The following is a 21,423-nucleotide window of genomic DNA, read 5'->3' as shown; positions in this document are numbered from 1 at the left end:
AGCATGAGCATGAGCATGAGCATGAGCATGACGAACATAACAACCTAGTTGGTCACCCTAAGCAAATTACAGCATTTTGAATGGGATCTAATTCGCCTTTGTACACATTACAAATTAGGCGCAATATAAATCAATATAAGCCAGAAGCCCTGCTTGGCATTATGCCAACCGTAACACTTAAAGAGTTATGGGAAATGCTCGCCATAGTAGAAAAAATACTATTACTATTCTCAGCTGTTGTCGTGTTAGTTAGCTTACTTGGTATGTTAACGACATTGCTTGCAAATCTGAGCCAGCGACGTCGCGAACTTGCTATATTGCGCTCAGTAGGCGCTCGCCCTTGGCATTTATTTACACTTATAAGTATTGAGTCATTACTGACAACTTTACTTGGTTGCCTAGTGGGTAGTGCGCTTTACTATTTAGTTATTTTTTCAGCCAGCGGTTACTTACAAAGCCATGCCGGTATAAGCGTAAATATCACAATGCTCTCTTACTATGAACTGGGCTTAATCGGGGTTATTATGGCCGCAGGTTTTGTTATTGGCTTAATACCCGCTACTCGCGCTTATTTTTATTCACTCAGCGATGGCATGAGTATAAAAGCATAATTTTTAGGTATTTTATGACATTTTTTAAAACAGCTTTTCAATACATTGCTGCTATTAGCTTATTATTTATAAGCGTAGCGAGCTATGCCAATCCACCAAAAGAAATTTTTTGGGAAGACTTAATTCCCAAAGGTCATATGCAAATAGACACTCAAGCACAAGCTAATCACGAAGGCAGCGATCAAAACTGGGTGCAACCCGATTTAGATGCTCCAGTGGTAAAAGCGCTTGATGGTCAATCGGTAAGTTTGCCAGGTTTTGTTGTGCCACTTGAGGGCGATAGCGAAGTCATTACTGAGTTTTTACTCGTGCCTTATTTTGGCGCCTGTATACACGTACCACCACCACCGCCAAATCAAATAGTCCATGTAACAATTAAAGGTGGTGTGCCTATAGATAGTCTGTACGACGCAATCGTTGTAACCGGAATAATAAGCACAGAAACATGGTCGGGCGAAATCGCGCAGGTAGGATATAAAATGAAGGCAGTCGGTGTAGCACCGTTCGAGCTTTAAAATAAAGGGCCCGCTTTTAAAGCTGGCCCTTAAATCTCATTAAATTTAGAGTCAGTAAAATTCAAATAACTACTTTTGGCAATTTGAGCAAAAAATAGTACTGCGTTGCCCTAATCTAATTTCTTCTAATTCGTTTTCGCACGTCATACATGGCTTACCTTTGCGCCCATATACTAATAACTCTTGGGCAAAATACCCAGGCTTACCATCACTTTGTGCAAAGTCTTTAAGCGTTGTACCACCTTGTGTAATAGCCGCCGCAAGCGTGTCTTTTATAATAGGGATAAGTGCTTGATAACGTTTGAGCGATACTTTTCCCGCTTCTCGCTTTGGATGTATACCCGCTTTGAATAACGATTCATTCGCGTAAATATTACCAACACCAACCACCACTGCGTTATCCATAATAAATTGCTTTACGGGTACTTTTTTATTGCGCGATTGTTCGTACACGCGTTTAGCAAAAAAATCATCGGTAAGCGGCTCAGGACCAAGCTTAGAGAGTAGCTTATGCACTTCACCGGGCTCTTGCCATAAGCAACAACCAAAACGACGAGGATCGTTTAAGCGCAGCGCTTTACCGTTGCCAAAAATAAACTCTACATGGTCATGCTTTTTAAGCGGCTCACTTTTATCTACTACACGCAAATTACCTGACATACCCAAATGTAAAATAGTGCTCCCAAGCTCACAATGTAAAAGTAAATATTTAGCTCGTCGCTCAATACTTGTAACAATTAGCCCTTCAAGTTGATACACATCATCGGGCACTGGCCAGCGCATACTGGCATTGTAAATATTTACCTTTGTAACAACTTGGTTTTGTACGTGGGGAGTGATACCCATTCGGCTCACTTCTACCTCTGGTAATTCAGGCATTAATTAGACTCACTTTGTGAAAAATCAAAACTAGGGAATAACTGCTGAGCAGTTTTTAAATCGAGTGCGAGTATTCGCTGGCTTCTCTTTTCGAGTAAATAATATTGTCCATCGCCTTTGTAGAGCAAATAAACCCACGGCATACTTTCGCCAGCCAACTCAAATGTAGCAACGTATAAAGGTGCATTAGGATTAAAAACAACAGACTCATTAACCCCCATTAGCGCCGCGCTTTGCCATTGGTTAACTAAATCACTAAGCTGCTGCTCAGAAGCTTTCCACACGAGCGGTATATCTTTTTGTAGTGGTGTTGTACGCCAACTTGTTCCTATTCGCTCAATTTTTTGATCAACAAATTGCAGTGTAAGTACAAAACTTTGCTGGGGGAGTACAGCTTGTAACGCTGGTTTATCCTCCCCTCCTAAAAATTGCTTATGCCAGCCATTTAAAAAGAAGATCATAATCAACATCGAAAATATTATAACGTTGTTCCAACCTTTACGGCCCAGTCGCATATAAATACACCTAATAAATTCAAGATTTTAAAGTGTAACTAAAACTTAATTGCGCTGTCTATATGTTAAAGGCCGCAGACTTTGTTAGAATATCGGCAAATTTAAAGGAGTTCCGTCAATGTCTATGTATGTAGTGGGCCATAAAATCCCAGATTCAGATTCTATTTGTGGTGCAATTGCACTGGCTTATTTAAAAAACCAAATTGATGAGCCAGCAATTCCAACTCGTCTTGGTGAAGTTTCACCTGAAACTCAATTTATCCTTGATAGATTTGGTTTTGAAGCACCAGAGCTTAAGTTAAGCTACGCTGGTGAAGATGTGTATATTGTAGATCACACAGAAAAAACACAAGCACCTGATGATATCGACCAAGCTCGCGTTGTTGGTGTGGTAGATCACCATAAATTAGGTGACTTAACATCATCGACTCCGCTTGAATGTTGGATTCGTCCTGTTGGTTGTTCAAACACCATTATTAAAATGATGTATGACTTCTACAACGTAGAAATCCCTAAAGACATCGCTGGTATCATGATGTGTGCAATTTTAAGCGACACAGTTATATTTAAATCGCCAACATGTACCACAGCCGATATTAAATGTGTTGAAGCGCTAGCTGAAATTGCAGGCATCGAAGACTTTAAAGAACTTGGTATGGATATGTTCCGCGTTAAATCTGCGGTAGAAGACACACCAGCACGTGATTTAGTAATGCGTGACTTTAAAGATTTCAACATGAACGGTAACCTAGTAGGCATTGGCCAGCTAGAAGTAATCGACCTTGCTGTTTTTGACGATATTAAAGCAGACCTTGCAGCCGATATTGCTAAGCTAAAAGTTGAGGGCAACCGCCACTCTGTATTTTTACTGCTTACCGATATAATGAAAGAAGGCTCAGAAATGCTAATTGTATCTGACGATGCAAACTTAGTTGAGCAGGCTTACGGTGTAAAACCAGAGAATGATAAAGTATGGTTAGATGGTGTACTGAGCCGTAAAAAGCAAGTAGTACCACCACTACAAGATGCATTCACAAAAATCTAATGATACCAATTTTATTAAAAACATGATTATTTTATCGCATTAAATAAATCACTAATTTAATGCTATTGGTATAACGTTTTTTGATTTAAAAGCCTTGTTGGTTATGCCAACGAGGTTTTTTTATGTCAATTCGCTAATCATAGTTTAAAAACAAAAAACCCAGCCTAAGCTGGGTTTTTAAATTCTAAAAGAAGAACTAAAATTACTTAATTTTAGCTTCTTTAAAAAGAACATGTTTACGAATCTTTGGATCAAACTTTTTGATTTCCATCTTCTCAGGCATGTTACGTTTGTTTTTGTCAGTAGTGTAGAAAAAACCAGTACCGGCAGTTGAAACTAAACGGATTTTATCGCGCATGATTCAGATCCTTAAACTTTAACGCCGCGAGCACGGATTTCTGTAAGAACCGTGTCGATGCCTTTTTTATCGATAATACGCATACCTTTAGTAGTAGTGCGTAATGTTACAAAACGTTTTTCACTTTCAACCCAAAAACGGTGTGTTTGTAGGTTAGGTAGGAAACGACGTCTAGTCGCGTTTCTCGCGTGTGAACGGTGATTACCAACCGCTGGACGCTTACCTGTAACTTGACATACTTTAGACATGTCTATATATCTCCAATAACTTCGCTCGAGCTTAATTTAATCTAAGGCCGTGTATTTCCGCCCTAGAGATAAATCGAAGGGCGCTCTTTATACAGCTTTTACAGGCAAAGATCAAACACTGATCTATCCAATCAGCTCATATATGTAAATTTGATAGCGGCTAATTATAAAGATCGAATGCCCTTAGGGAAAGTAAAAACTGCATTTAAATTAAACTAATTTGCCAAAACACGTTAAACAGCTCATTTTTAACACACTTATGTGTCTAACAAAGCTAAATCAGGCCTCGCTCGGCAAACGAAACACAGGTTTCTCCACCAACAATGATGTGATCGAGCACACTTATGTCGACCAATTGCAGTGCTTGCTGCAATTTATTCGTAATAAGTTTGTCTGCTTGGCTCGGTTCTGCAATACCACTTGGGTGATTATGCGCAAAAATAACAGCGGCTGCATTATTTTTAAGGGCAGCCTTTACCACTTCACGCGGATAAACACTGGCAGAATTAATTGTGCCATAAAAAAGTATTTCGTCTTTTACTAATCTATTTTGGCTATCTAGGTATAACACCATAAATACTTCTTGTTGCAAGCCTCGCATTTGAATTGTTAGATAGTCATAAACTGAGTTTGGCGAATTAAACACTGCATCTCGTTGGCAACGCTCCTGCATATAACGTTGACTTAGCTCTAATACAGCTTGTAGCTGCACATACTTAGCGGTCCCTAACCCCTTTTGAGAGCAAAACTCCTCAATACTGGCATTAAACAAATTATGTAGGGTTTTATTTTCATTTAATAGATGCTGAGCCAACTCAATTACATTCATTCCTGGTAACCCTGTTCGTAAAAATATGGCAAGGAGCTCAGCATCAGTAAGCGCTTTAGCTCCTTTCGCGATGAGTTTTTCACGAGGTCGAAGTGAGTTTGGAAGTGAAGTAAGTTGCATTGTTCATCCTTGAGAGGCGAAAGTGTCTTATAAATGTAATGCAAATTTAAAATTTAGCCTGTTATTTCGAATTAAAAAACTTCGCTGTACGGGTAAAGATTTGTTATTTTAAGCCCAATATTTAATAAAAACTGATGAACATTCATGACTAACTTAACAAACAAAAAAATTGTACTAGGTATTACCGGCGGTATTGCAGCTTATAAATGCGCAGAACTCGTTAGGCGATTAAAAGACGCTGGTTGTGAAGTAAAAGTAGTTATGACTGAATCAGCTAAACACTTTATTACACCACTGACCATGCAAGCCGTTAGTGGAGAAACAGTCTCTGACTCATTACTAGACCCTTCTGCTGAAGCTTCAATGGGGCATATTGAATTTGCAAAATGGGCTGACTTAATTTTAGTTGCCCCAGCTACCTGCAATATTATTGCAAAAATGGCAGCGGGCATTGCTGACGACCTATTAACAACGTTACTGCTAGCAACGCCTGCAAAAGTAGCCGTAGCACCAGCCATGAACCAGCAAATGTATGGACACGCAGCTACACAAGCAAATTTAGCCACATTAAAAGCACGTAACGTACTTATTTGGGGCCCAGGTAAAGGTGAACAAGCCTGTGGCGATATCGGCGCTGGGCGCATGTTAGAGCCACATGAGCTAGTTGCACTATGTACAGCAAAAGAGCAACCGCAATTACTTGCAGGAAAAACAATTACAATAACGGCAGGCCCAACGCGTGAGCCTCTCGATCCGGTACGTTTTATATCAAATCACAGTTCTGGAAAAATGGGTTATGCACTGGCAGAAGCCGCTTTGCAATTCGGTGCTAAAGTTAATTTAATCTCGGGCCCTGTCACTATACAAGCCCCAACTGGCGTAAACCTTATTAATATAGAAAGCGCTGAGGAGCTATTAACTGAGTCACTTACCTATGCACCACAATCTGATGCTTTTATAGGTTGCGCTGCTGTTGCGGATTATCGAGCTGCAAACATTGCGACTCAAAAAATGAAAAAGCAAGGCGACGAACTCACCCTTACTTTAACTAAAAACCCTGACGTAATTGCAGCTATTGCAAACCTTACACAAAACCGCCCCTATACGGTTGGATTTGCCGCCGAAACTCAAAATGTAGAAAGCTATGCTAAAGGTAAACTACAAAATAAAAATCTAGATATGATTTGCGCTAATGACGTATCAAAAAGTGGCTTAGGGTTTAATTCCGATCATAATGCTTTAACACTGTACTGGCACAATGAACAACTAGAATTACCAACAACAAGTAAAATAGAAATAGCTCGCAAGGTGATCGAACAGCTGGCTAAACATCTATAAAAAGGCTGGAAACAAACTGAATAAAACATTAACATACGCCAATCATTTGAACAAAAAATGACTAGGGTTCTTAACTGCGCCACTAAGAATAACTAATAAAAAGGAATGTTCATGCCTGCGACAAAAAGAAGTAATCGCAAAGAGCAAATACTGCAAGCACTCGCACAAATGTTAGAAACTAATTTAGGACAACGCATCACCACAGCAAAACTAGCTGCTGAGGTGGGTGTGTCTGAAGCCGCGCTATACCGTCATTTTCCGAGCAAGGCGCGTATGTTTGAGGGCTTAATTGAGTTTATTGAAGATACCCTTTTATCTCGTATAAATATTATTATTGAAAACGAAAAAGAAAGCCAAACGCGCATTTATAACATTCTATTATTACTTCTAACCTTTGCTGAAAAAAACCCAGGTATTACTCGTATTTTAACGGGCGATGCTCTGCAAGGTGAGCAAGAACGTTTACGCGAACGTGTACAAACCTTGTTTGAAAAACTAGAAACTCAGTTTAAACAAGTGCTTCGTGAGCGCAAATTACGTGAAGGTAAAAACTTTCAAAGTGATGAGCTTACACTTGCAAACTTTTTACTTGCCTACGTTGAAGGCAAAATGAATCAGTTTGTACGTAGCGACTTTAAAGCAAAGCCTAGTGTTCAATTTGAAAAACAATGGCTTGAGCTACAAAAAATTTGGCTGTAATGTTTGCTAAATTAATAAATTGAATACTAAAAAACGACCTGCGGGTCGTTTTGTCGTATGTAGCTGCCATTTATCTGATCCGCTCGAATTATGAACCAAACTCGTTACAATGAAACAATGTCATAATACGAGAATCAATAATGAAAACAAAACTCACCTTATTAAGCACGGCACTCGTTGCCAGCTTAACTAGCACCGGCATACACGCCAAAGAATCGCTACAATTTAAAGACGTATTTAGTTTTAAATCAGCTAAAAGCACACAACTATCTGACAATGGTCAAGTACTCACTTTTAGTGCAACGCCGTATCGTGGAAATGCAACTGGCCAAGTTTACTCACTACAAAGCAATACACTCATCGCAGAAGTAGAACGCGGCACTAAGCCTCATATTAATAAAGCCGCTAACTGGGTCGCCTTTACACAAGTACCTACCTTACTTGAAAAAGAAACAACCAAAAAAAAAGACACACTTAAAAACAATCTGGTACTCGTAAACACACAATCAGGTGCCCAACAAAGCTTTGCTGATGTAAAAGATTACACGTTATCTAATGACGGTATGTGGCTTGCTTATCGTTTAAATAAAAAAGACGATGACGCAAAAGTAGAAGATAAAACCGATAGCACTAAAAACGAAGAAGACAACGCTATCACGCCCGATAAAAAAGATAAGAGCTATGCGCTTGTTATCGTAAATTTATCTGATAAACGCACCCATACAATAGAAAACGTATTTAGCTACGCTATTAACTCAGCTAACAGCCAGCTATTAGTGAGTCAAAGTTACAGCGATGGTAATAACAACCAAATAGCGTTAATTGAGCTCAGTGACTTTAATAGCAGCGTATTAATTGATGAACCGGGCGTAATCGCAAATAAAATAGCGTGGCACCCCACTGACAATATTGCAGCGTTTACATTGGGTAACTATGTAAATGATGACACGCGCCGCCGAAGCTACACTTTACAGCTATATAAAAACGAGAAGCTCTCAACTATAGATTCACCTAATAAAGCATGGACGTTAGAGAAAACAGCCACCCTTGAATGGTCAGAAAATGGCGAGCGGTTATATTTTGAAAACCATCCTAAATTAGCAGCTAAAGTAAAAACTAAAGAATATACCGACGAAGCCTCACTGTACGACTTTGATACCATACGTGAGCATAAAGGTCTTAATGTATGGCACAACAACGATGCGCAAATAAAACCACGTGAAGAGCAACAATGGAACGAAGTTAATAAAAATCGCCATTACAGTGCGGTGTATCACGTTAACTCGCAAAAAGTTGCGCAACTTAGTACACCAAACATGCCTGAGGTTGCACTAAACCCTCAGCGAGATATATCTTTACTTGGCTCATCTAACATCCCCTACCTAAAAAAAATTATGTACGGCGGTTTTTTTGCTGATTACTTTGCAGTAAATATACACACCGGTAAACAAACTCCAATTATAAGTAACTACCCGTTTAGACCGAGCCTTGCCCCTAATGGTGAGTTTGCAGCTTATTTTAGCGATAGCCAAATACAGTTAAAAGATTTAAAAAATAATAAAGTAACACCGCTTACAAAAGCGATTCAGGCAACCTTTGCTGATGATAAACACGACTACCCATCTACTCAACCTGGTTATGGTTTTGCTGGTTGGATGACCGATAGCAGCCAAGTGCTTGCTTATAGTAAATACGATATTTGGGCGTTTGATGTAAAAACGCAGCAAGCTAAACGCCTAACTAATGGTAAGCAAAGCAATACGCAGTACCGTGTTATTAAGCTTGATAAAACCCAAGTGGGCTTTAAAAAAGGCGATACATTACTTGTCTCTGCTATTAACTTACAAACTAAACAAAGCGAAGTTGCAAAGCTCGACTTAACCACTAACACACTAACTAAGGTGCTTAGCGGTGATAAACGCTTTGATATGGTTAAAAAAGCCAAAAAGGCTGACAAGTACTTATTTACCTCGCAAACTTATAACCAATTTCCTGATTACTACCAAACAGATTTTAGCTTTAGTTCACCAAAACAAGTGACCACGCTAAACCCACAAATTAGTAATTTTGCCTGGAGCGAAAAGCCAGAACTAATAAGCTATAAAGGCTTTGACGGTGAAGATTTACAAGGTGTATTAATAAAACCAGCGGGATATAAAAAAGGCGATAAAGTACCTGTGGTTGTGTATTTTTATCGTTACATGAGTCAACGCATGTTTGATTTTCCTAAAATGGAATTAAACCATCGCCCTAATTTCCCTATGTTTACCTCAAACGGTTATGCGGTATTTTTACCTGACATTCGTTTTGAAATAGGTCACCCGGGTAAATCGTCAACGCAAACCATGATCAACGCCACCCAAAAATTAATAGATTTAGGCATAGCCGACCCAGATAAAATAGGCTTACAAGGTCACTCTTGGGCAGGCTATCAAAGTGCGTTTATGATAACCCAAACAGATATGTTTAAAGCGGTTGTATCTGGCGCGCCAGTATCAAACATGACCAGTGCTTACAGTGGCATACGTTTGAAATCAGGTCTTGCTCGTCAGTTTCAATACGAAACAGGGCAAAGCCGTATAGGTAAAAACTTATTTGAAGCACCAGAGCTGTACATAGAAAACTCACCGGTGTTTTTTGCAGATAAAGTAAATACCCCTATTTTAATTATGTTTGGCGATAAAGACGATGCAGTGCCTTGGCACGAAGGCGTGCAGTACTACTTAGCGCTTCGTCGCGCAGGTAAAGATGCAACCTTTTTACAATACGAAGGTGAACCACACCACTTGAAAAAGTTTCCTAATCAGGTCGATTTTTCAGTACGTATGATGCAGTACTTTGATCATTACTTAAAAGGCAAACCTGCTGCTAAGTGGATGACACAAGGCGAAGCATTTATAGAGGAATAGATATAGCATTTATTCAGAGCTCTACGTAAGCGATAACGGCGAGCTCTGCGTCAATTAAATCAAGGCGAGGCATATTATATTTAAGTAATCAGTCACTACCTAGTCCTTCATACCTTTGAAAAATGCTGTAATGATCTTTAAACTTTTATAAACACCACCGTATATAAGCGTTTTAATCAAAGTAAAAAACTATAATAAAAGCCTAATATAAGTAATAATCACTAAATTCAGAGGTTAAAGAGTCGTTCATTATGCTAGGTTTTTGGTACAAAGAGTTTCCACAATACCCAAAAGACCATAAGGATTTTTGGCGTACTCGCTTAATAGCCCACTCTTTACTAATAACTACATGTTACTTTTTAGTTTTAACACTCCTCAATCTTTTTTATTTTAAAAGCTATGACATTGCTTTAATTGATGCCTTAGGACTTACGATATCGTTAGGTATTTATACTTGGTTTAATAAAACAGCCAACGTAAATGCAGCAGCGTGGGCTGTTACCCTTATGGTCGTTAGCTTAATAATGATGTTTGTGGTTTCTGTAGGTGGGCATGCGCATTCTTTATTTTGGGCGACGTTAATCCCGCCTTTTAGCTTTTTTTTAGTTGGAAGAAACTGGGGAAGCCTATTTAGTGCAGTCGCTTTTGCTATTTGTGCGTATCTTGTGTATTTACAACAACAGCAAACTGTAACAATTGGCTTAGGCTCTTTATTTAATCTTATAGAGGTAAGCCTTGCTCATATTTTAATTTTTAGGTTTTACGAAAAAACACGATTTTCGGCATACACTCGATTATCTATCCGTAACTTAGAAATTCAACACTTAGCAGAAACCGATAAGTTAACGGGGCTTTATAACAGGCAAAAATTTGATTTTGAATTATCACAGTTAATTGCTAAAAATGACGTTTTTAAAACCCCACATTGCTTACTTATTTGCGATATAGATCACTTCAAAAATATAAACGATACCTACGGGCATTTGGTTGGTGATAACGTGCTAACTGAATTTGCAAAAATATTAAAAAGCCGTATGGGAAATGACGCACTTATTGCGCGATGGGGTGGAGAAGAATTCACTATTATTTTATCCAACACCTCTTTAAATGATAGCGCTAAAAAAGCCGATGACCTGAGAAAGTATATTGCCGAAAACACAGTTACAAATGTAGCATTTACTATAAGTATTGGATTAGCAACGATACAAAAAGACGATACAGTGCTAAAACTACTGGAGCGGGCTGATACAGCGCTATATAAGGCTAAAAATAATGGGCGCAATAAAGTATGTGTTAGCGATAACGATTCAACCGTTATCGCTCAATCAACTTACTTAAATGGGTTTATAGCCTAAACTTAAGCGTGCTGTCCACAAGCAAATCCACAGCTCCACGCATATTGGAAGTTGTAGCCTCCAAGCCACCCTGTTACGTCAGTTACTTCGCCTATAAAGTATAGGCCTTTAGCTTTTTTAGCTTCAAAGGTTTTTGAGCTCAACTCGTCGGTATCTACACCGCCCAATGTTACTTCTGCTGTTCTATAACCTTCTGTGCCATTGGGTTTAATTTGCCACGCATGAATATAATTTACTAACTCATCTATTTGAGCATGGGTAAGCTGATTAATATTACAATCTGGTATCGCTTTGCTTTCGTGCAGTATTTCTATAAAGCGTTTAGGTAAAATAGTCGCAAGGCTATTTTTTAAAGACTTTTGGGCTTGCGTTTCTCGCCAATCAGCAAGTTGCTGCCTTAAATCAATTTCAGGTAATAGGTTTATAATTACAGCCTGCCCTGCTCGCCAAAATGAGCTTATTTGCAATATTGCTGGGCCCGATAACCCTCGGTGAGTAAAGAGGATGTTTTCTTTAAATACGGTGCCGTCTTCGCTTGAAACTTCACAGGGAATGCTAATTCCCGAGAGCCCTTCAAAACGCTCTTTATCATGCTGATGCAAAGTAAATGGTACAAGTGCAGCCATAGTTGGTAACACGCTTAAGCCAAACTGCTCTGCAATTTTATAACCTATTGGTGTAGCCCCTAATTTTGGCATAGTTAAGCCACCTGATGCTATAACTAACGACTCACAGCTTAAGGTTTCTTGCTCTGTGGTAACGCTATAGCCGGTTTCGGTTTTTGATACGCTGATCACTTCACTGCGTAGTTTTATATTTACCCCGGCCCACTCACATTCGGTCAGTAAAATATCAACAATGTCTTGTGCATTGTTATCGCAAAAAAGCTGACCTAGTGTTTTATGGTGATACGCCAAGCCATGTCTGTCTACCAGCTCAATAAAGTCATGCTGTGTATAGCGACTTAAACATGATTTAACAAAATGAGCATTTGCGCATAAGTAGTTATCGGGGGTTGCGTTTTCATTTGTAAAATTACAACGCCCACCACCACTTATTAAAATTTTACGACCTGGTTTTTTGCCCATATCAAGTACTGTAACGCTTCGGCCACGGTATCCAGCTTGCGCTGCACACATTAATCCTGCTGCTCCCGCACCTATTACAATTACATCTACTTGACTCATTATTTTACCCTACTAAAAAATTTTTCCGATTATAGCAAAGTTTGATAGCTAACAACGTAGCATTTAAATTATTAGCAATAACACAACAAAAACGCATCAGTAATAAGTCGGAAATAATTACCCGCACAATAAACCAACCCTTTATACTTATTTTTAATTTATATGACAAATACTAAACAACGAGTAAACCGCTAAAAACCTGAGTTATAACTAAATGAAAGAGGTACATAATAAATTGATATTTTAACCTAGTTAACAGATCGTTTACTTTTGTTCCCGCATCGTGATCTTACATCACGAAATAATAAATAAAATTCTAGGGATAATTATGACAACAAGTAAAACTTTTAAAAGATGCGCAATTGCAATTACAGTTAGTACGCTTTTTGCTGCAACATCTGGCATGGCTCAATCAGTTTCAAGTTCAATGGCTGAAACATCGGCTAAACTACAAAGCCAAGGCGGTTTCGAAACTCAGTTCATTATTAAATATAAAAATAATAACGAAATGGCGAGCCTCTCAACTGCAGACGCAAGCCCAGCTAGCATGAAAAAGCGCGCACAAAGCTTTGTTAAAAACTTCGCTTCTAAAAAAGGCAAAGTAAAAGCAAAATACGTTCGTGCAATGGCACTTAATAATCATCACGTAATGCGTGCTGATAAAAAATTAAGTGCGGCAGAGGCCCAAGAGTTTATGCAAGAAATGGTTGATTCTGGCAATGTGGAATACATTGAAGTGGATCAAATGTTAAAGCCGTTTTCAACTCCTAACGATCCACGTTTTGATGACCAATGGCACTACTACGAGCAAGCCGGTGGTTTAAACTTACCGACCGCATGGGATACCGCAACGGGTAGCGGTGTCGTTGTAGCTGTACTAGATACGGGCTACCGCCCTCATGCTGATTTAAACGCTAATATTTTACCAGGTTACGATATGATCTCTAACCTTTCGGTAGCTAATGACGGTGGTGGTCGCGATAGCGATGCACGTGATCCTGGTGATGCAGTTGCTGCGAATGAATGTGGTACTAACGGTGCACAAAACTCTAGCTGGCATGGCACGCACGTAGCAGGCACAGTTGCTGCGGTAACCAATAACGGTGAAGGTGTTGCAGGCGTAGCTTATAACGCAAAAGTAGTGCCTGTTCGTGTACTAGGTAAGTGTGGTGGTTTAACCTCTGATATTGCAGACGGTATTATTTGGGCATCTGGTGGAAGTGTTTCAGGTATTCCTGCTAACTCAAACCCTGCTGATGTAATTAATATGAGTTTAGGTGGGAGCGGTTCATGTAGCTCTACAACTCAAAATGCAATTAACACAGCACGTAGTAACGGCACTGTGGTAGTTATTGCTGCAGGTAACGATAACGATAACTCAGCAAACTACAACCCAGGTAACTGTAACGGTGTAGTAAACGTAGCCTCAGTGGGCCGTAATGGCGGCAGAGCTTATTACTCAAACTACGGTAGCAATATTGATGTTGCAGCACCAGGTGGCGCACAAAGCTTTGCAAACGACTCTGAAGGCGTTCTATCAACTTACAATTCAGGTTCGTCTACACCTTCAAGCGACAGCTATGGCTTTTCACAAGGTACATCAATGGCTGCGCCCCACGTAGCAGGTGTTGCGGCACTTATTAAGCAAGCAAAGCCAGATGCAACGCCTGACGAAATAGAAAGTATTTTAAAATCAACTACCCGTTCGTTCCCTGCAACATGTACTAGCTGTGGTACGGGTATTGTTGATGCTGCCGCAGCTGTTGCAGCAGCAAGTGGCGGCACTACTCCACCTACAGGTGGCGATAGCGAGCTTATTAATGGTGAAGCTAAAACAGGTTTAAGTGGGGCTGCAAATGCACAAGCATTTTACACGATGACAGTACCAAGCGGTGCAACTAACGTAACATTCACTATGAGTGGTGGTACTGGCGATGCTGATTTATACGTACGTGCAGGCAGTAAACCTACAGCTACTACCTATGATTGTCGTCCATATAAAGGCGGTAATAGCGAAGAGTGTTCTATTGATAACCCTACTGCGGGAACTTACCACGTAATGCTTAACGGCTACTCTGCGTATTCAGCTGTTAGCTTGGTAGGTAATATTACTGGTGGTTCATCATCGGGTGGCGGTTCAGGTACTCCACAAGCAGGCGGCGGCACTATAAGCGATGTGTCAGCCAATACTGGGCAGTGGAAACATTACACGTTAGATGTACCAGCTGGAATGAGTACGTTTACAGTAACAACATCGGGTGGCAGTGGCGATGCTGATTTATTTGTAAAATACGGTAGCCAACCAACAGCAAGCTCATACGATTGCCGCCCTTATAAAAATGGCAATGCAGAAACATGTACATTTACTAATCCACAAGCAGGTACTTGGCACTTAAGCGTTAACGCTTATAGCACTTTCTCTGGTTTAACGCTTAGCGGGCAATACCAACCGTAATTTAAAGTTTGGGCCTTTAATAAAAAAACCGATGTTGCTGCCAACATCGGTTTTTCAATAATAACTAGCAGATTAGTTAAAACTAAAATCTACACTTTATTACTGTTATAGCTTCTCTAGTACTGATTCTGCGCGGCTTACAACAAACTCTTTGTCTTGTTCTACAAATAAACCTGTTACTAGCGCATTTTCAATAATCATAGCGTAACGCGTTGAACGTATACCACCAAAACTAGCAGTATCTTTATCAAGCCCTAAAGATTTAGTGAAACTTCCATCGCCATCCCCAAGCATTGTAATTTCTTGCGCGTTTTGTGAGTCACCCCATGCTTTCATAACAAATGCATCATTAACAGATACACAGTAAATAGCATCAACACCTTTTGCTTTAATTTTATCAGCAAGGGTAATAAATTCAGGTAAATGGGCATTTGAACACGTTGGTGTAAACGCACCAGGTACTGCAAATAACACGACTTTTTTACCTTCAAACAATTCTTTATTTGTAAGAGATTGCATACCGTCGTCAGTTAATTGCGTTAACGTCACTGCTGGTAATTCTTGGCCTTGCTCAATCATGGTAATTCCTTGAAAAGATTAATACAGAATAAGTAACAATCGTACTACGTAGCCTACTACTATGTATAAAAAGTACGGCTAACTTAGTAGCTCAAAACAGCCTACCATAGAACGAAGAATACGCGCTGTATTAAGGTAAATTCAAATCATTTATAAAACTTGAAAAATCATTACCTAGCTTTTCATCTCGCAGACTGTACTCAACAATTGCTTTTAAGTAGCCTAACTTATCTCCACAATCGTGAGAGCGACCACTCATATGAAATGCTTCAACGGTTTCTTGTGCCATTAATGCGTCAATAGAATCTGTAAGTTGTATTTCACCGCCAGCACCTACAGACGTTTTTGCAAGTAGAGGCCAAATATTCTTACTCAGTACATATCGCCCTACAACAGCTAGATTAGAAGGCGCTAAATCTGCATCAGGTTTTTCAACCATTGCTTTAATTGCAGCACTTTTACCTGGCATTAACTCAACACCGTTTATATCAGCAATACCATATTTACTAACGTCTTCTTTAGCTACCGGCTCAAGCATTATTTGGCTTGCTTGAGTTTCTTTAAAGCGTTTAATCATGGCCGCTAAGTTTTCAGTTTCTTGATCCGCAGTATAGGCATCAAGTATCACATCAGGCAGAAGCACAACAAAGTTGTTATCACCAACTATTGGTTTAGCGCATAAAATAGCATGCCCTAGCCCTTTAGCTTCACCTTGGCGTACACTCATAATAGTTACATCATTTGGACAAATAGAGCGAATTTCATCTAATAAAGCTCGTTTAACACGCTTCTCAAGAGTCGCTTCTAGTTCATAACTTGTATCAAAGTGGTTTTCGATTGCATTTTTAGAGCTATGTGTAACTAATACAATATCTTTAATACCAGCGGACACACATTCGCTGACAATATATTGAATTAGAGGCTTATCGACTATTGGGAGCATTTCTTTTGGGATAGCTTTTGTCATAGGGAGCATTCTCGTCCCTAATCCAGCTACTGGAATTACAGCTTTCATATCTGTCCTTAGTGATTAAGTTTGTAAATAATATCAATTCGCTTAATTAAGTGATCTATTTTGAGGATGGAAAAACGTGTTGATAGCTAGGCAAAAAATTCGCTACTTAGTTGTTCTAAATAAGAATTTTTTAACACCGGTAGCGACACGTTTAGCCCCGCAAAATAATTAAGTATTATTGCGTATTGGTACAAACTAGCAGATACAAAATAGATACCAGCTGAATAAAGTTACCTCTTCTGAAGAAGTAAATTTGAAGCTGTTTATTAAATAAAGACTCTACATTTTTGGTTATTTAAAATGAGCAGGTAAGTTATGAAGTTTATTAATGATTTTGTTGTGGGGTGAGATTACATTAGCTAAATGAAAAAAGCCTGGGTTTGCTATAAATAACAAACCCAGACCAATAAATTTCTAACTAAAGGTAGCGTTACAAAACCTTTTTATAATTAAAGACCTGCACGATCTTTAATTACTGCAATAAGTGGTGAGCTGGCAAAATTACCTTCAGCCCAAGCAATATCAGCACCATCTGTTAACGCACTTTTTGATAAGTTTTTAACTATATACTCACCAGTATCTACTGCATTACTAGCAACAGCATGACGTAATAAGTTATTACCATTACATTGTACTGCATCATAAATATTACGAATTTTTACACGAGAGCTTTTAAGCTTGCTGCGTAATCGGTTTTTATCGTCTGCCGCAATATATTCACAAATAGATACTGCTAATTGATCTTCAGCATTTACAGGTGCTGTATACGAAAACGAACTAACAGCTACAACGGCAGTAAGTGCAACTAGCTTTGGTAATTTAAACATGACAAACCCTTTATAATACTTTGTTCTTATATAGACTATCGAATATTATATCAATCTATCAAAATTTACGCAATAATGTTAACGTTCTTTATATAAAGTTACGAATTTATAACTAGATAAATTCTTGTCATCCGGATGGTTTTCTTGCTCTTCTTTCACGTACCAATTAGCAACTTTATTGTAATCTGGAAACTGTGTATCGCCTTTAACATCTAAATCAATAAAAGTTAGATACAGGCGTTCTGCTTTTGGTAAAAATTGCTCATAGATATTACCACCACCAATAATCATTACTTCTTCAGCAGTAGTAACGAGTTCTAATGCGGCATCTGGCGTAGTTACTACTTCAATACCCTGTGCAGTATATTCGCTGTTTCGAGTAATAATAATATTACGGCGCCCAGGTAATGGACGGCCTATAGACTCAAAAGTTTTACGACCCATGATCACAGGCTTACCCGTAGTGACCTTTTTAAAATGCTGAAGATCTGCAGGTAAATGCCATGGCATTTTATTATCTAGACCAATTACACGGTTATTTGCCATTGCTGCAATCATTGAAATTATCATAATAAATACCTAGTACTTTATTCTTAAACAAAGAAAAAGGAGCATAAGCTCCTTTTTAGTAAATTCTATTTAATTAACGCTCGTAGACAACTTCTACGTCGTAATCATCTTCATCCCAGTCATCCCAATCATCATCATTGCCCTTACCTTTAGTGGCTTTTTCATGATAGGTATCCCACTTAAATTCAACTTCTTCATCTTCCACTTGTACAAACTTCTCTTTAGGCATGCTATCAAGTAGTGTCATTATGTTGTGGATTAATGGTTGAGTGTTAAGTTTATTAATTGCTGAAATGTGATAGATATTTTCAGTTTCGCCCAGCTCTTCTGCAATCGATTCGCATAACGCTTTTGCTTCATCCTCTGGTAATAAATCTATTTTATTAAATACTAACCAGCGTGGCTTCTCAGCTAATTTAGGGCTGTATTGGTGCAGCTCGTTAATAATCGAAAACGCATTATCAACAGGGTTTGAACCATCTACCGGCATTACATCAATAATGTGTAATAACACACGACAACGCTCTAAATGTTTCAAAAAGCGAATACCTAGGCCTGCGCCATCAGATGCACCTTCAATTAGACCCGGAATATCGGCTATAACAAATGATTTATTTGCTTCAGGACGTACTACACCTAAATTAGGAATAAGCGTCGTGAATGGGTAATCAGCTACTTTTGGTCTTGCTGCAGATACACTGCGGATAAACGTAGATTTACCGGCATTTGGCAATCCAAGTAAGCCAACATCAGCTAATAATAGTAACTCTAATTTTAAGTTACGTACTTCACCTGGTGTGCCTAATGTTTTTTGACGAGGTGCTCGGTTAGTACTTGATTTAAAACGCGCATTCCCCAAGCCGTGGAAACCACCTTTTGCAACCAAAATTCGTTGACCATGTTGCGTTAAATCGCCAAGTCCCTCTTGGGTATCAACATCCATGATGCGCGTGCCCACAGGCACCATAACAAATAAGTCATCAGCTTTTCGGCCTGTACAGTTACGGCTACGACCGTTAGTACCACGTTCAGCTCTATGGAAGCGCTCAAACTGATAATCAATTAAGGTATTTAAGTTTTCATCAGCTTGTAGATAAACACTACCACCGTCTCCACCGTCACCGCCGTCTGGTCCACCATCTGGAACATATTTTTCACGACGGAAAGACACGATGCCGCTGCCACCGTCTCCAGCTTCTGCGCGAATTTCTACTTCATCTACAAACTTCATGATTACTCACTTTAGGGATTGGCTTGTTTAATAACTCTATTATATACCCAAGCCAGCACAAATGCAGGCTTGGGTATATATTGGCTGACTACAAAACAAAAAACCCCGCAAAGGCGGGGTTTTTAACTACCTTACTGATTACTCAGTTACGATAGTTACGTATTTACGGTTTAAAGGACCTTTTTGTTCAAACTGAACTTTACCATCTGCTTTTGCGAAGATAGTGTGGTCTTTACCGATACCTACGTTAGTACCAGGGTGGAAACGAGTTCCACGCTGACGAACAATGATGCTACCCGCTAGAACTGATTCGCCACCAAAACGCTTAACACCTAGGCGTTTGCTTTCTGAATCGCGACCGTTACGAGTACTACCAGCTGCTTTTTTATGTGCCATTTCTAAGTACCTCTAATTAAGCGCTAATGCTAGTGATTTTAACTTCAGTGAACCATTGACGATGGCCCATTTGCTTACGAGAATGCTTACGGCGTCTAAATTTAACAACCTTAATCTTCTCACCGCGACCATGTGAAACAACCTCAGCTGTTATCTTGCCACCGTTTACGAACGGTACACCGATCTCGATTTTCTCACCATCAGCAACTAAAAGTACTGAATCAAATTCTACTGCCGCACCAGTTTCAACGTCTAATTTTTCAAGACGAATCGTTTGACCTTCAGTCACACGATGCTGTTTACCACCACTTTGGAAAACCGCGTACATAATTAACTCCGTCTGTGCACCCTCAAATCGGCGCAACTAAAATATTCTTCGATAGGGCGCGAAGTTTACGCTAACGCGAAATAACTAGCAAGCCTATTTTGTAATTAAAATGAATAAAAAGTAGCTGCTTTGAGAGCAATTCAATATTTACCCCATTTTATATTAATTGGCCCTTTTGCCAAGCGCTTTTTAACTCTTAGCCGAAATAAATTAATGTACTCAAATATGACCCTCACAGCTCAATATCTAAGCACACCATAAACTGTATATTGATTATCAATTAATCAGTTATCTTGGCTAATTCAGTCTAAATTAAGTACTTTAATAGTGTTTTTTCAATCAATCGTCACAAAATATCGAGCTAGTGCATTTTTTGTTGTACAATCTGCGCCGTTCACACATAAAAATTGGCTCGGAGATCAATGGATATAAAAGCTATCCAGGCGTTAATCGAAAGCGATATGAATGACGTCAATCAACTTATACATGCGCAAATGCGCTCAGATGTGGCGTTAGTTAATCAGCTTGGTTTATATATAGTTAGCAGTGGCGGCAAACGCGTTCGTCCAATGCTGGCTATTTTAGCAGCCAAAGCGCTCGGTTATCAGGGTAAAGATCACATAACACTTGCAACAATTGTTGAGTTTATCCATACAGCAACGCTATTGCATGATGATGTTGTAGATGAATCAAACTTACGACGTGGCACGCCTACAGCAAATGCTGAATTTGGTAATGCTGCTAGCGTATTGGTTGGTGACTTTATTTACACTCGCTCATTTCAGCTTATGGTTGGCCTTGGAAAAATGCAGATTATGCAAGTACTTGCCGATGCAACAAACATTATTGCTGAAGGTGAAGTATTGCAGCTGATGAACTGCAATGACCCAGATACGACTGAAGCCAGCTATATGCAGGTTATTTACTCTAAAACGGCTAAATTATTTGAAGCAGCTACAGGCCTTGCTGCCATTATCACAGAGCAAGACCAAGCGACACTTGATGCACTAAACCTATACGGTATGCATTTAGGTACTGCGTTTCAACTAGTAGATGACGTACTCGATTACAATGCAGATGCTGAGCAGCTAGGTAAAAACATTGGCGATGATTTAGCTGAAGGCAAACCAACCCTTCCGCTTATTTATGCTATGCAACATGGTAGCGAGCAGCAAACACAGCTCATTCGTGATGCAATAGAGCACAGTAATGGTATGGAGCATTTAGAAGAAATTTTAACTGCACTAAAACAAACTAATGCGCTTGAGTTTACAATGCAAAAAGCAGAGCTTGAGGCCGAAAAAGCCATTGCCTGTTTAGACTTTTTAGCTGAGTCTGACTATAAGCAAGCACTTATAAGCCTTGCCCGTATTGCGGTTGACCGCGACCACTAGTTTTAACTAGTTACACAGTG

At 39.3% G+C, this 21,423-nt stretch carries 21 protein-coding genes and 1 pseudogene; 9 read left to right on the top strand and 13 right to left on the bottom strand.

Features of this window, described 5'->3' with window-relative positions:
• Both H5117_RS08185 and H5117_RS08180 read left to right on the top strand, forming a co-directional pair.
• Window positions 1–611, top strand: a pseudogene (locus tag H5117_RS08185) (ABC transporter permease); the annotation flags it as partial.
• A 14-nt stretch (window positions 612–625) separates the two neighbouring features.
• The gene (locus H5117_RS08180) at window positions 626–1,126 is read left to right on the top strand and encodes a DUF3299 domain-containing protein (RefSeq protein WP_004335523.1); all 501 of its coding nucleotides are present in this window, start codon (window positions 626–628) and stop codon (window positions 1,124–1,126) included.
• Window positions 1,127–1,195: 69 nt separating this feature from the next.
• Here H5117_RS08180 and mutM read toward each other — a convergent pair whose 3' ends face one another.
• Both mutM and H5117_RS08170 read right to left on the bottom strand, forming a co-directional pair.
• A complete protein-coding gene (mutM, locus tag H5117_RS08175; RefSeq protein ID WP_004335526.1) occupies window positions 1,196–2,005 on the bottom strand; it encodes a bifunctional DNA-formamidopyrimidine glycosylase/DNA-(apurinic or apyrimidinic site) lyase in 810 nt (269 codons plus the stop codon).
• Window positions 2,005–2,520 (bottom strand): hypothetical protein, encoded by a 516-nt coding sequence (locus H5117_RS08170; protein WP_004335529.1) that lies wholly within the window; start codon window positions 2,518–2,520, stop codon window positions 2,005–2,007. The genes mutM and H5117_RS08170 overlap by 1 nt, the downstream gene beginning before the upstream one ends.
• A 118-nt stretch (window positions 2,521–2,638) precedes the next feature.
• Here H5117_RS08170 and H5117_RS08165 point away from each other — a divergent pair, with 118 nt between their 5' ends.
• Window positions 2,639–3,565, top strand: coding sequence for a manganese-dependent inorganic pyrophosphatase (locus H5117_RS08165; RefSeq protein ID WP_004335532.1), 927 nt, complete (start codon window positions 2,639–2,641; stop codon window positions 3,563–3,565).
• Between the two features lie 202 nt (window positions 3,566–3,767).
• Here H5117_RS08165 and rpmG read toward each other — a convergent pair whose 3' ends face one another.
• The 3 genes from rpmG to radC all read right to left on the bottom strand — a co-directional run bounded on the left by rpmG (window position 3,768) and on the right by radC (window position 5,120).
• Complete coding sequence (gene rpmG, locus H5117_RS08160) at window positions 3,768–3,923, bottom strand: 50S ribosomal protein L33 (protein WP_004335545.1); 156 nt, start codon at window positions 3,921–3,923, stop codon at window positions 3,768–3,770.
• An 11-nt stretch (window positions 3,924–3,934) separates the two neighbouring features.
• Window positions 3,935–4,171: a 50S ribosomal protein L28 gene (gene rpmB / locus H5117_RS08155; protein WP_004335549.1), complete on the bottom strand. Its 237-nt coding sequence runs from the start codon at window positions 4,169–4,171 to the stop codon at window positions 3,935–3,937.
• A gap of 274 nt (window positions 4,172–4,445) precedes the next feature.
• Entirely contained in the window at window positions 4,446–5,120 is a 675-nt protein-coding gene (radC, locus tag H5117_RS08150) for a DNA repair protein RadC (RefSeq protein ID WP_007581936.1), read from the bottom strand.
• Window positions 5,121–5,264: 144 nt separating this feature from the next.
• Between radC and coaBC the strand changes: the two genes are divergently transcribed.
• The 4 genes from coaBC (at window position 5,265) to H5117_RS08130 (ending at window position 11,421) form a co-directional block, all read left to right on the top strand.
• Window positions 5,265–6,458, top strand: a complete 1,194-nt coding sequence (gene coaBC, locus H5117_RS08145) for a bifunctional phosphopantothenoylcysteine decarboxylase/phosphopantothenate--cysteine ligase CoaBC (protein WP_182737105.1) — start codon at window positions 5,265–5,267, stop codon at window positions 6,456–6,458.
• Window positions 6,459–6,569: 111 nt separating this feature from the next.
• Window positions 6,570–7,157 carry a nucleoid occlusion factor SlmA gene (slmA, locus tag H5117_RS08140; protein ID WP_004335558.1) on the top strand — a complete coding sequence of 196 codons (588 nt, stop codon included), beginning with the start codon at window positions 6,570–6,572 and terminating at the stop codon, window positions 7,155–7,157.
• Between the two features lie 140 nt (window positions 7,158–7,297).
• Window positions 7,298–10,066 (top strand): prolyl oligopeptidase family serine peptidase, encoded by a 2,769-nt coding sequence (locus H5117_RS08135; protein ID WP_182737095.1) that lies wholly within the window; start codon window positions 7,298–7,300, stop codon window positions 10,064–10,066.
• A 251-nt stretch (window positions 10,067–10,317) separates the two neighbouring features.
• Window positions 10,318–11,421 (top strand): GGDEF domain-containing protein, encoded by a 1,104-nt coding sequence (locus tag H5117_RS08130; RefSeq protein ID WP_182682541.1) that lies wholly within the window; start codon window positions 10,318–10,320, stop codon window positions 11,419–11,421.
• 2 nt (window positions 11,422–11,423) lie between these two features.
• Here H5117_RS08130 and H5117_RS08125 read toward each other — a convergent pair whose 3' ends face one another.
• Complete coding sequence (locus tag H5117_RS08125; RefSeq protein ID WP_182712071.1) at window positions 11,424–12,608, bottom strand: NAD(P)/FAD-dependent oxidoreductase; 1,185 nt, start codon at window positions 12,606–12,608, stop codon at window positions 11,424–11,426.
• A gap of 328 nt (window positions 12,609–12,936) precedes the next feature.
• Here H5117_RS08125 and H5117_RS08120 point away from each other — a divergent pair, with 328 nt between their 5' ends.
• Window positions 12,937–15,063, top strand: coding sequence for a S8 family peptidase (locus H5117_RS08120; protein ID WP_182737091.1), 2,127 nt, complete (start codon window positions 12,937–12,939; stop codon window positions 15,061–15,063).
• Between the two features lie 105 nt (window positions 15,064–15,168).
• Here H5117_RS08120 and H5117_RS08115 read toward each other — a convergent pair whose 3' ends face one another.
• From H5117_RS08115 to rplU, 7 genes are all read right to left on the bottom strand, one after another.
• Window positions 15,169–15,642 carry a peroxiredoxin gene (locus tag H5117_RS08115; RefSeq protein WP_024594812.1) on the bottom strand — a complete coding sequence of 158 codons (474 nt, stop codon included), beginning with the start codon at window positions 15,640–15,642 and terminating at the stop codon, window positions 15,169–15,171.
• 130 nt (window positions 15,643–15,772) lie between these two features.
• Window positions 15,773–16,657, bottom strand: a complete 885-nt coding sequence (gene galU / locus H5117_RS08110; protein WP_024594811.1) for a UTP--glucose-1-phosphate uridylyltransferase GalU — start codon at window positions 16,655–16,657, stop codon at window positions 15,773–15,775.
• A gap of 449 nt (window positions 16,658–17,106) precedes the next feature.
• The gene (locus H5117_RS08105) at window positions 17,107–17,484 is read right to left on the bottom strand and encodes a DUF3718 domain-containing protein (RefSeq protein WP_002957744.1); all 378 of its coding nucleotides are present in this window, start codon (window positions 17,482–17,484) and stop codon (window positions 17,107–17,109) included.
• A 78-nt stretch (window positions 17,485–17,562) separates the two neighbouring features.
• Window positions 17,563–18,054 carry a type 3 dihydrofolate reductase gene (gene folA, locus H5117_RS08100; RefSeq protein ID WP_002957745.1) on the bottom strand — a complete coding sequence of 164 codons (492 nt, stop codon included), beginning with the start codon at window positions 18,052–18,054 and terminating at the stop codon, window positions 17,563–17,565.
• A 73-nt stretch (window positions 18,055–18,127) separates the two neighbouring features.
• On the bottom strand, window positions 18,128–19,285 hold the full coding sequence (gene cgtA / locus H5117_RS08095; protein ID WP_002957746.1) for an Obg family GTPase CgtA: 1,158 nt from the start codon (window positions 19,283–19,285) through the stop codon (window positions 18,128–18,130).
• Window positions 19,286–19,423: 138 nt separating this feature from the next.
• Window positions 19,424–19,681 (bottom strand): 50S ribosomal protein L27, encoded by a 258-nt coding sequence (rpmA, locus tag H5117_RS08090; RefSeq protein ID WP_002957747.1) that lies wholly within the window; start codon window positions 19,679–19,681, stop codon window positions 19,424–19,426.
• A gap of 16 nt (window positions 19,682–19,697) precedes the next feature.
• Window positions 19,698–20,009 carry a 50S ribosomal protein L21 gene (gene rplU / locus H5117_RS08085; protein WP_002957748.1) on the bottom strand — a complete coding sequence of 104 codons (312 nt, stop codon included), beginning with the start codon at window positions 20,007–20,009 and terminating at the stop codon, window positions 19,698–19,700.
• Window positions 20,010–20,431: 422 nt separating this feature from the next.
• Between rplU and ispB the strand changes: the two genes are divergently transcribed.
• Complete coding sequence (gene ispB, locus H5117_RS08080; protein ID WP_024596483.1) at window positions 20,432–21,403, top strand: octaprenyl diphosphate synthase; 972 nt, start codon at window positions 20,432–20,434, stop codon at window positions 21,401–21,403.
• Window positions 21,404–21,423: the final 20 nt, after the last annotated feature.

The sequence above is a fragment of the Pseudoalteromonas sp. SG45-1 genome, assembly GCF_014164135.1.
Classification (GTDB): Bacteria; Pseudomonadota; Gammaproteobacteria; order Enterobacterales; family Alteromonadaceae; genus Pseudoalteromonas; species Pseudoalteromonas distincta.
Note: the sequence above shows the minus strand (reverse complement) of the source record. Positions and strands in the feature narration are given on the sequence as shown.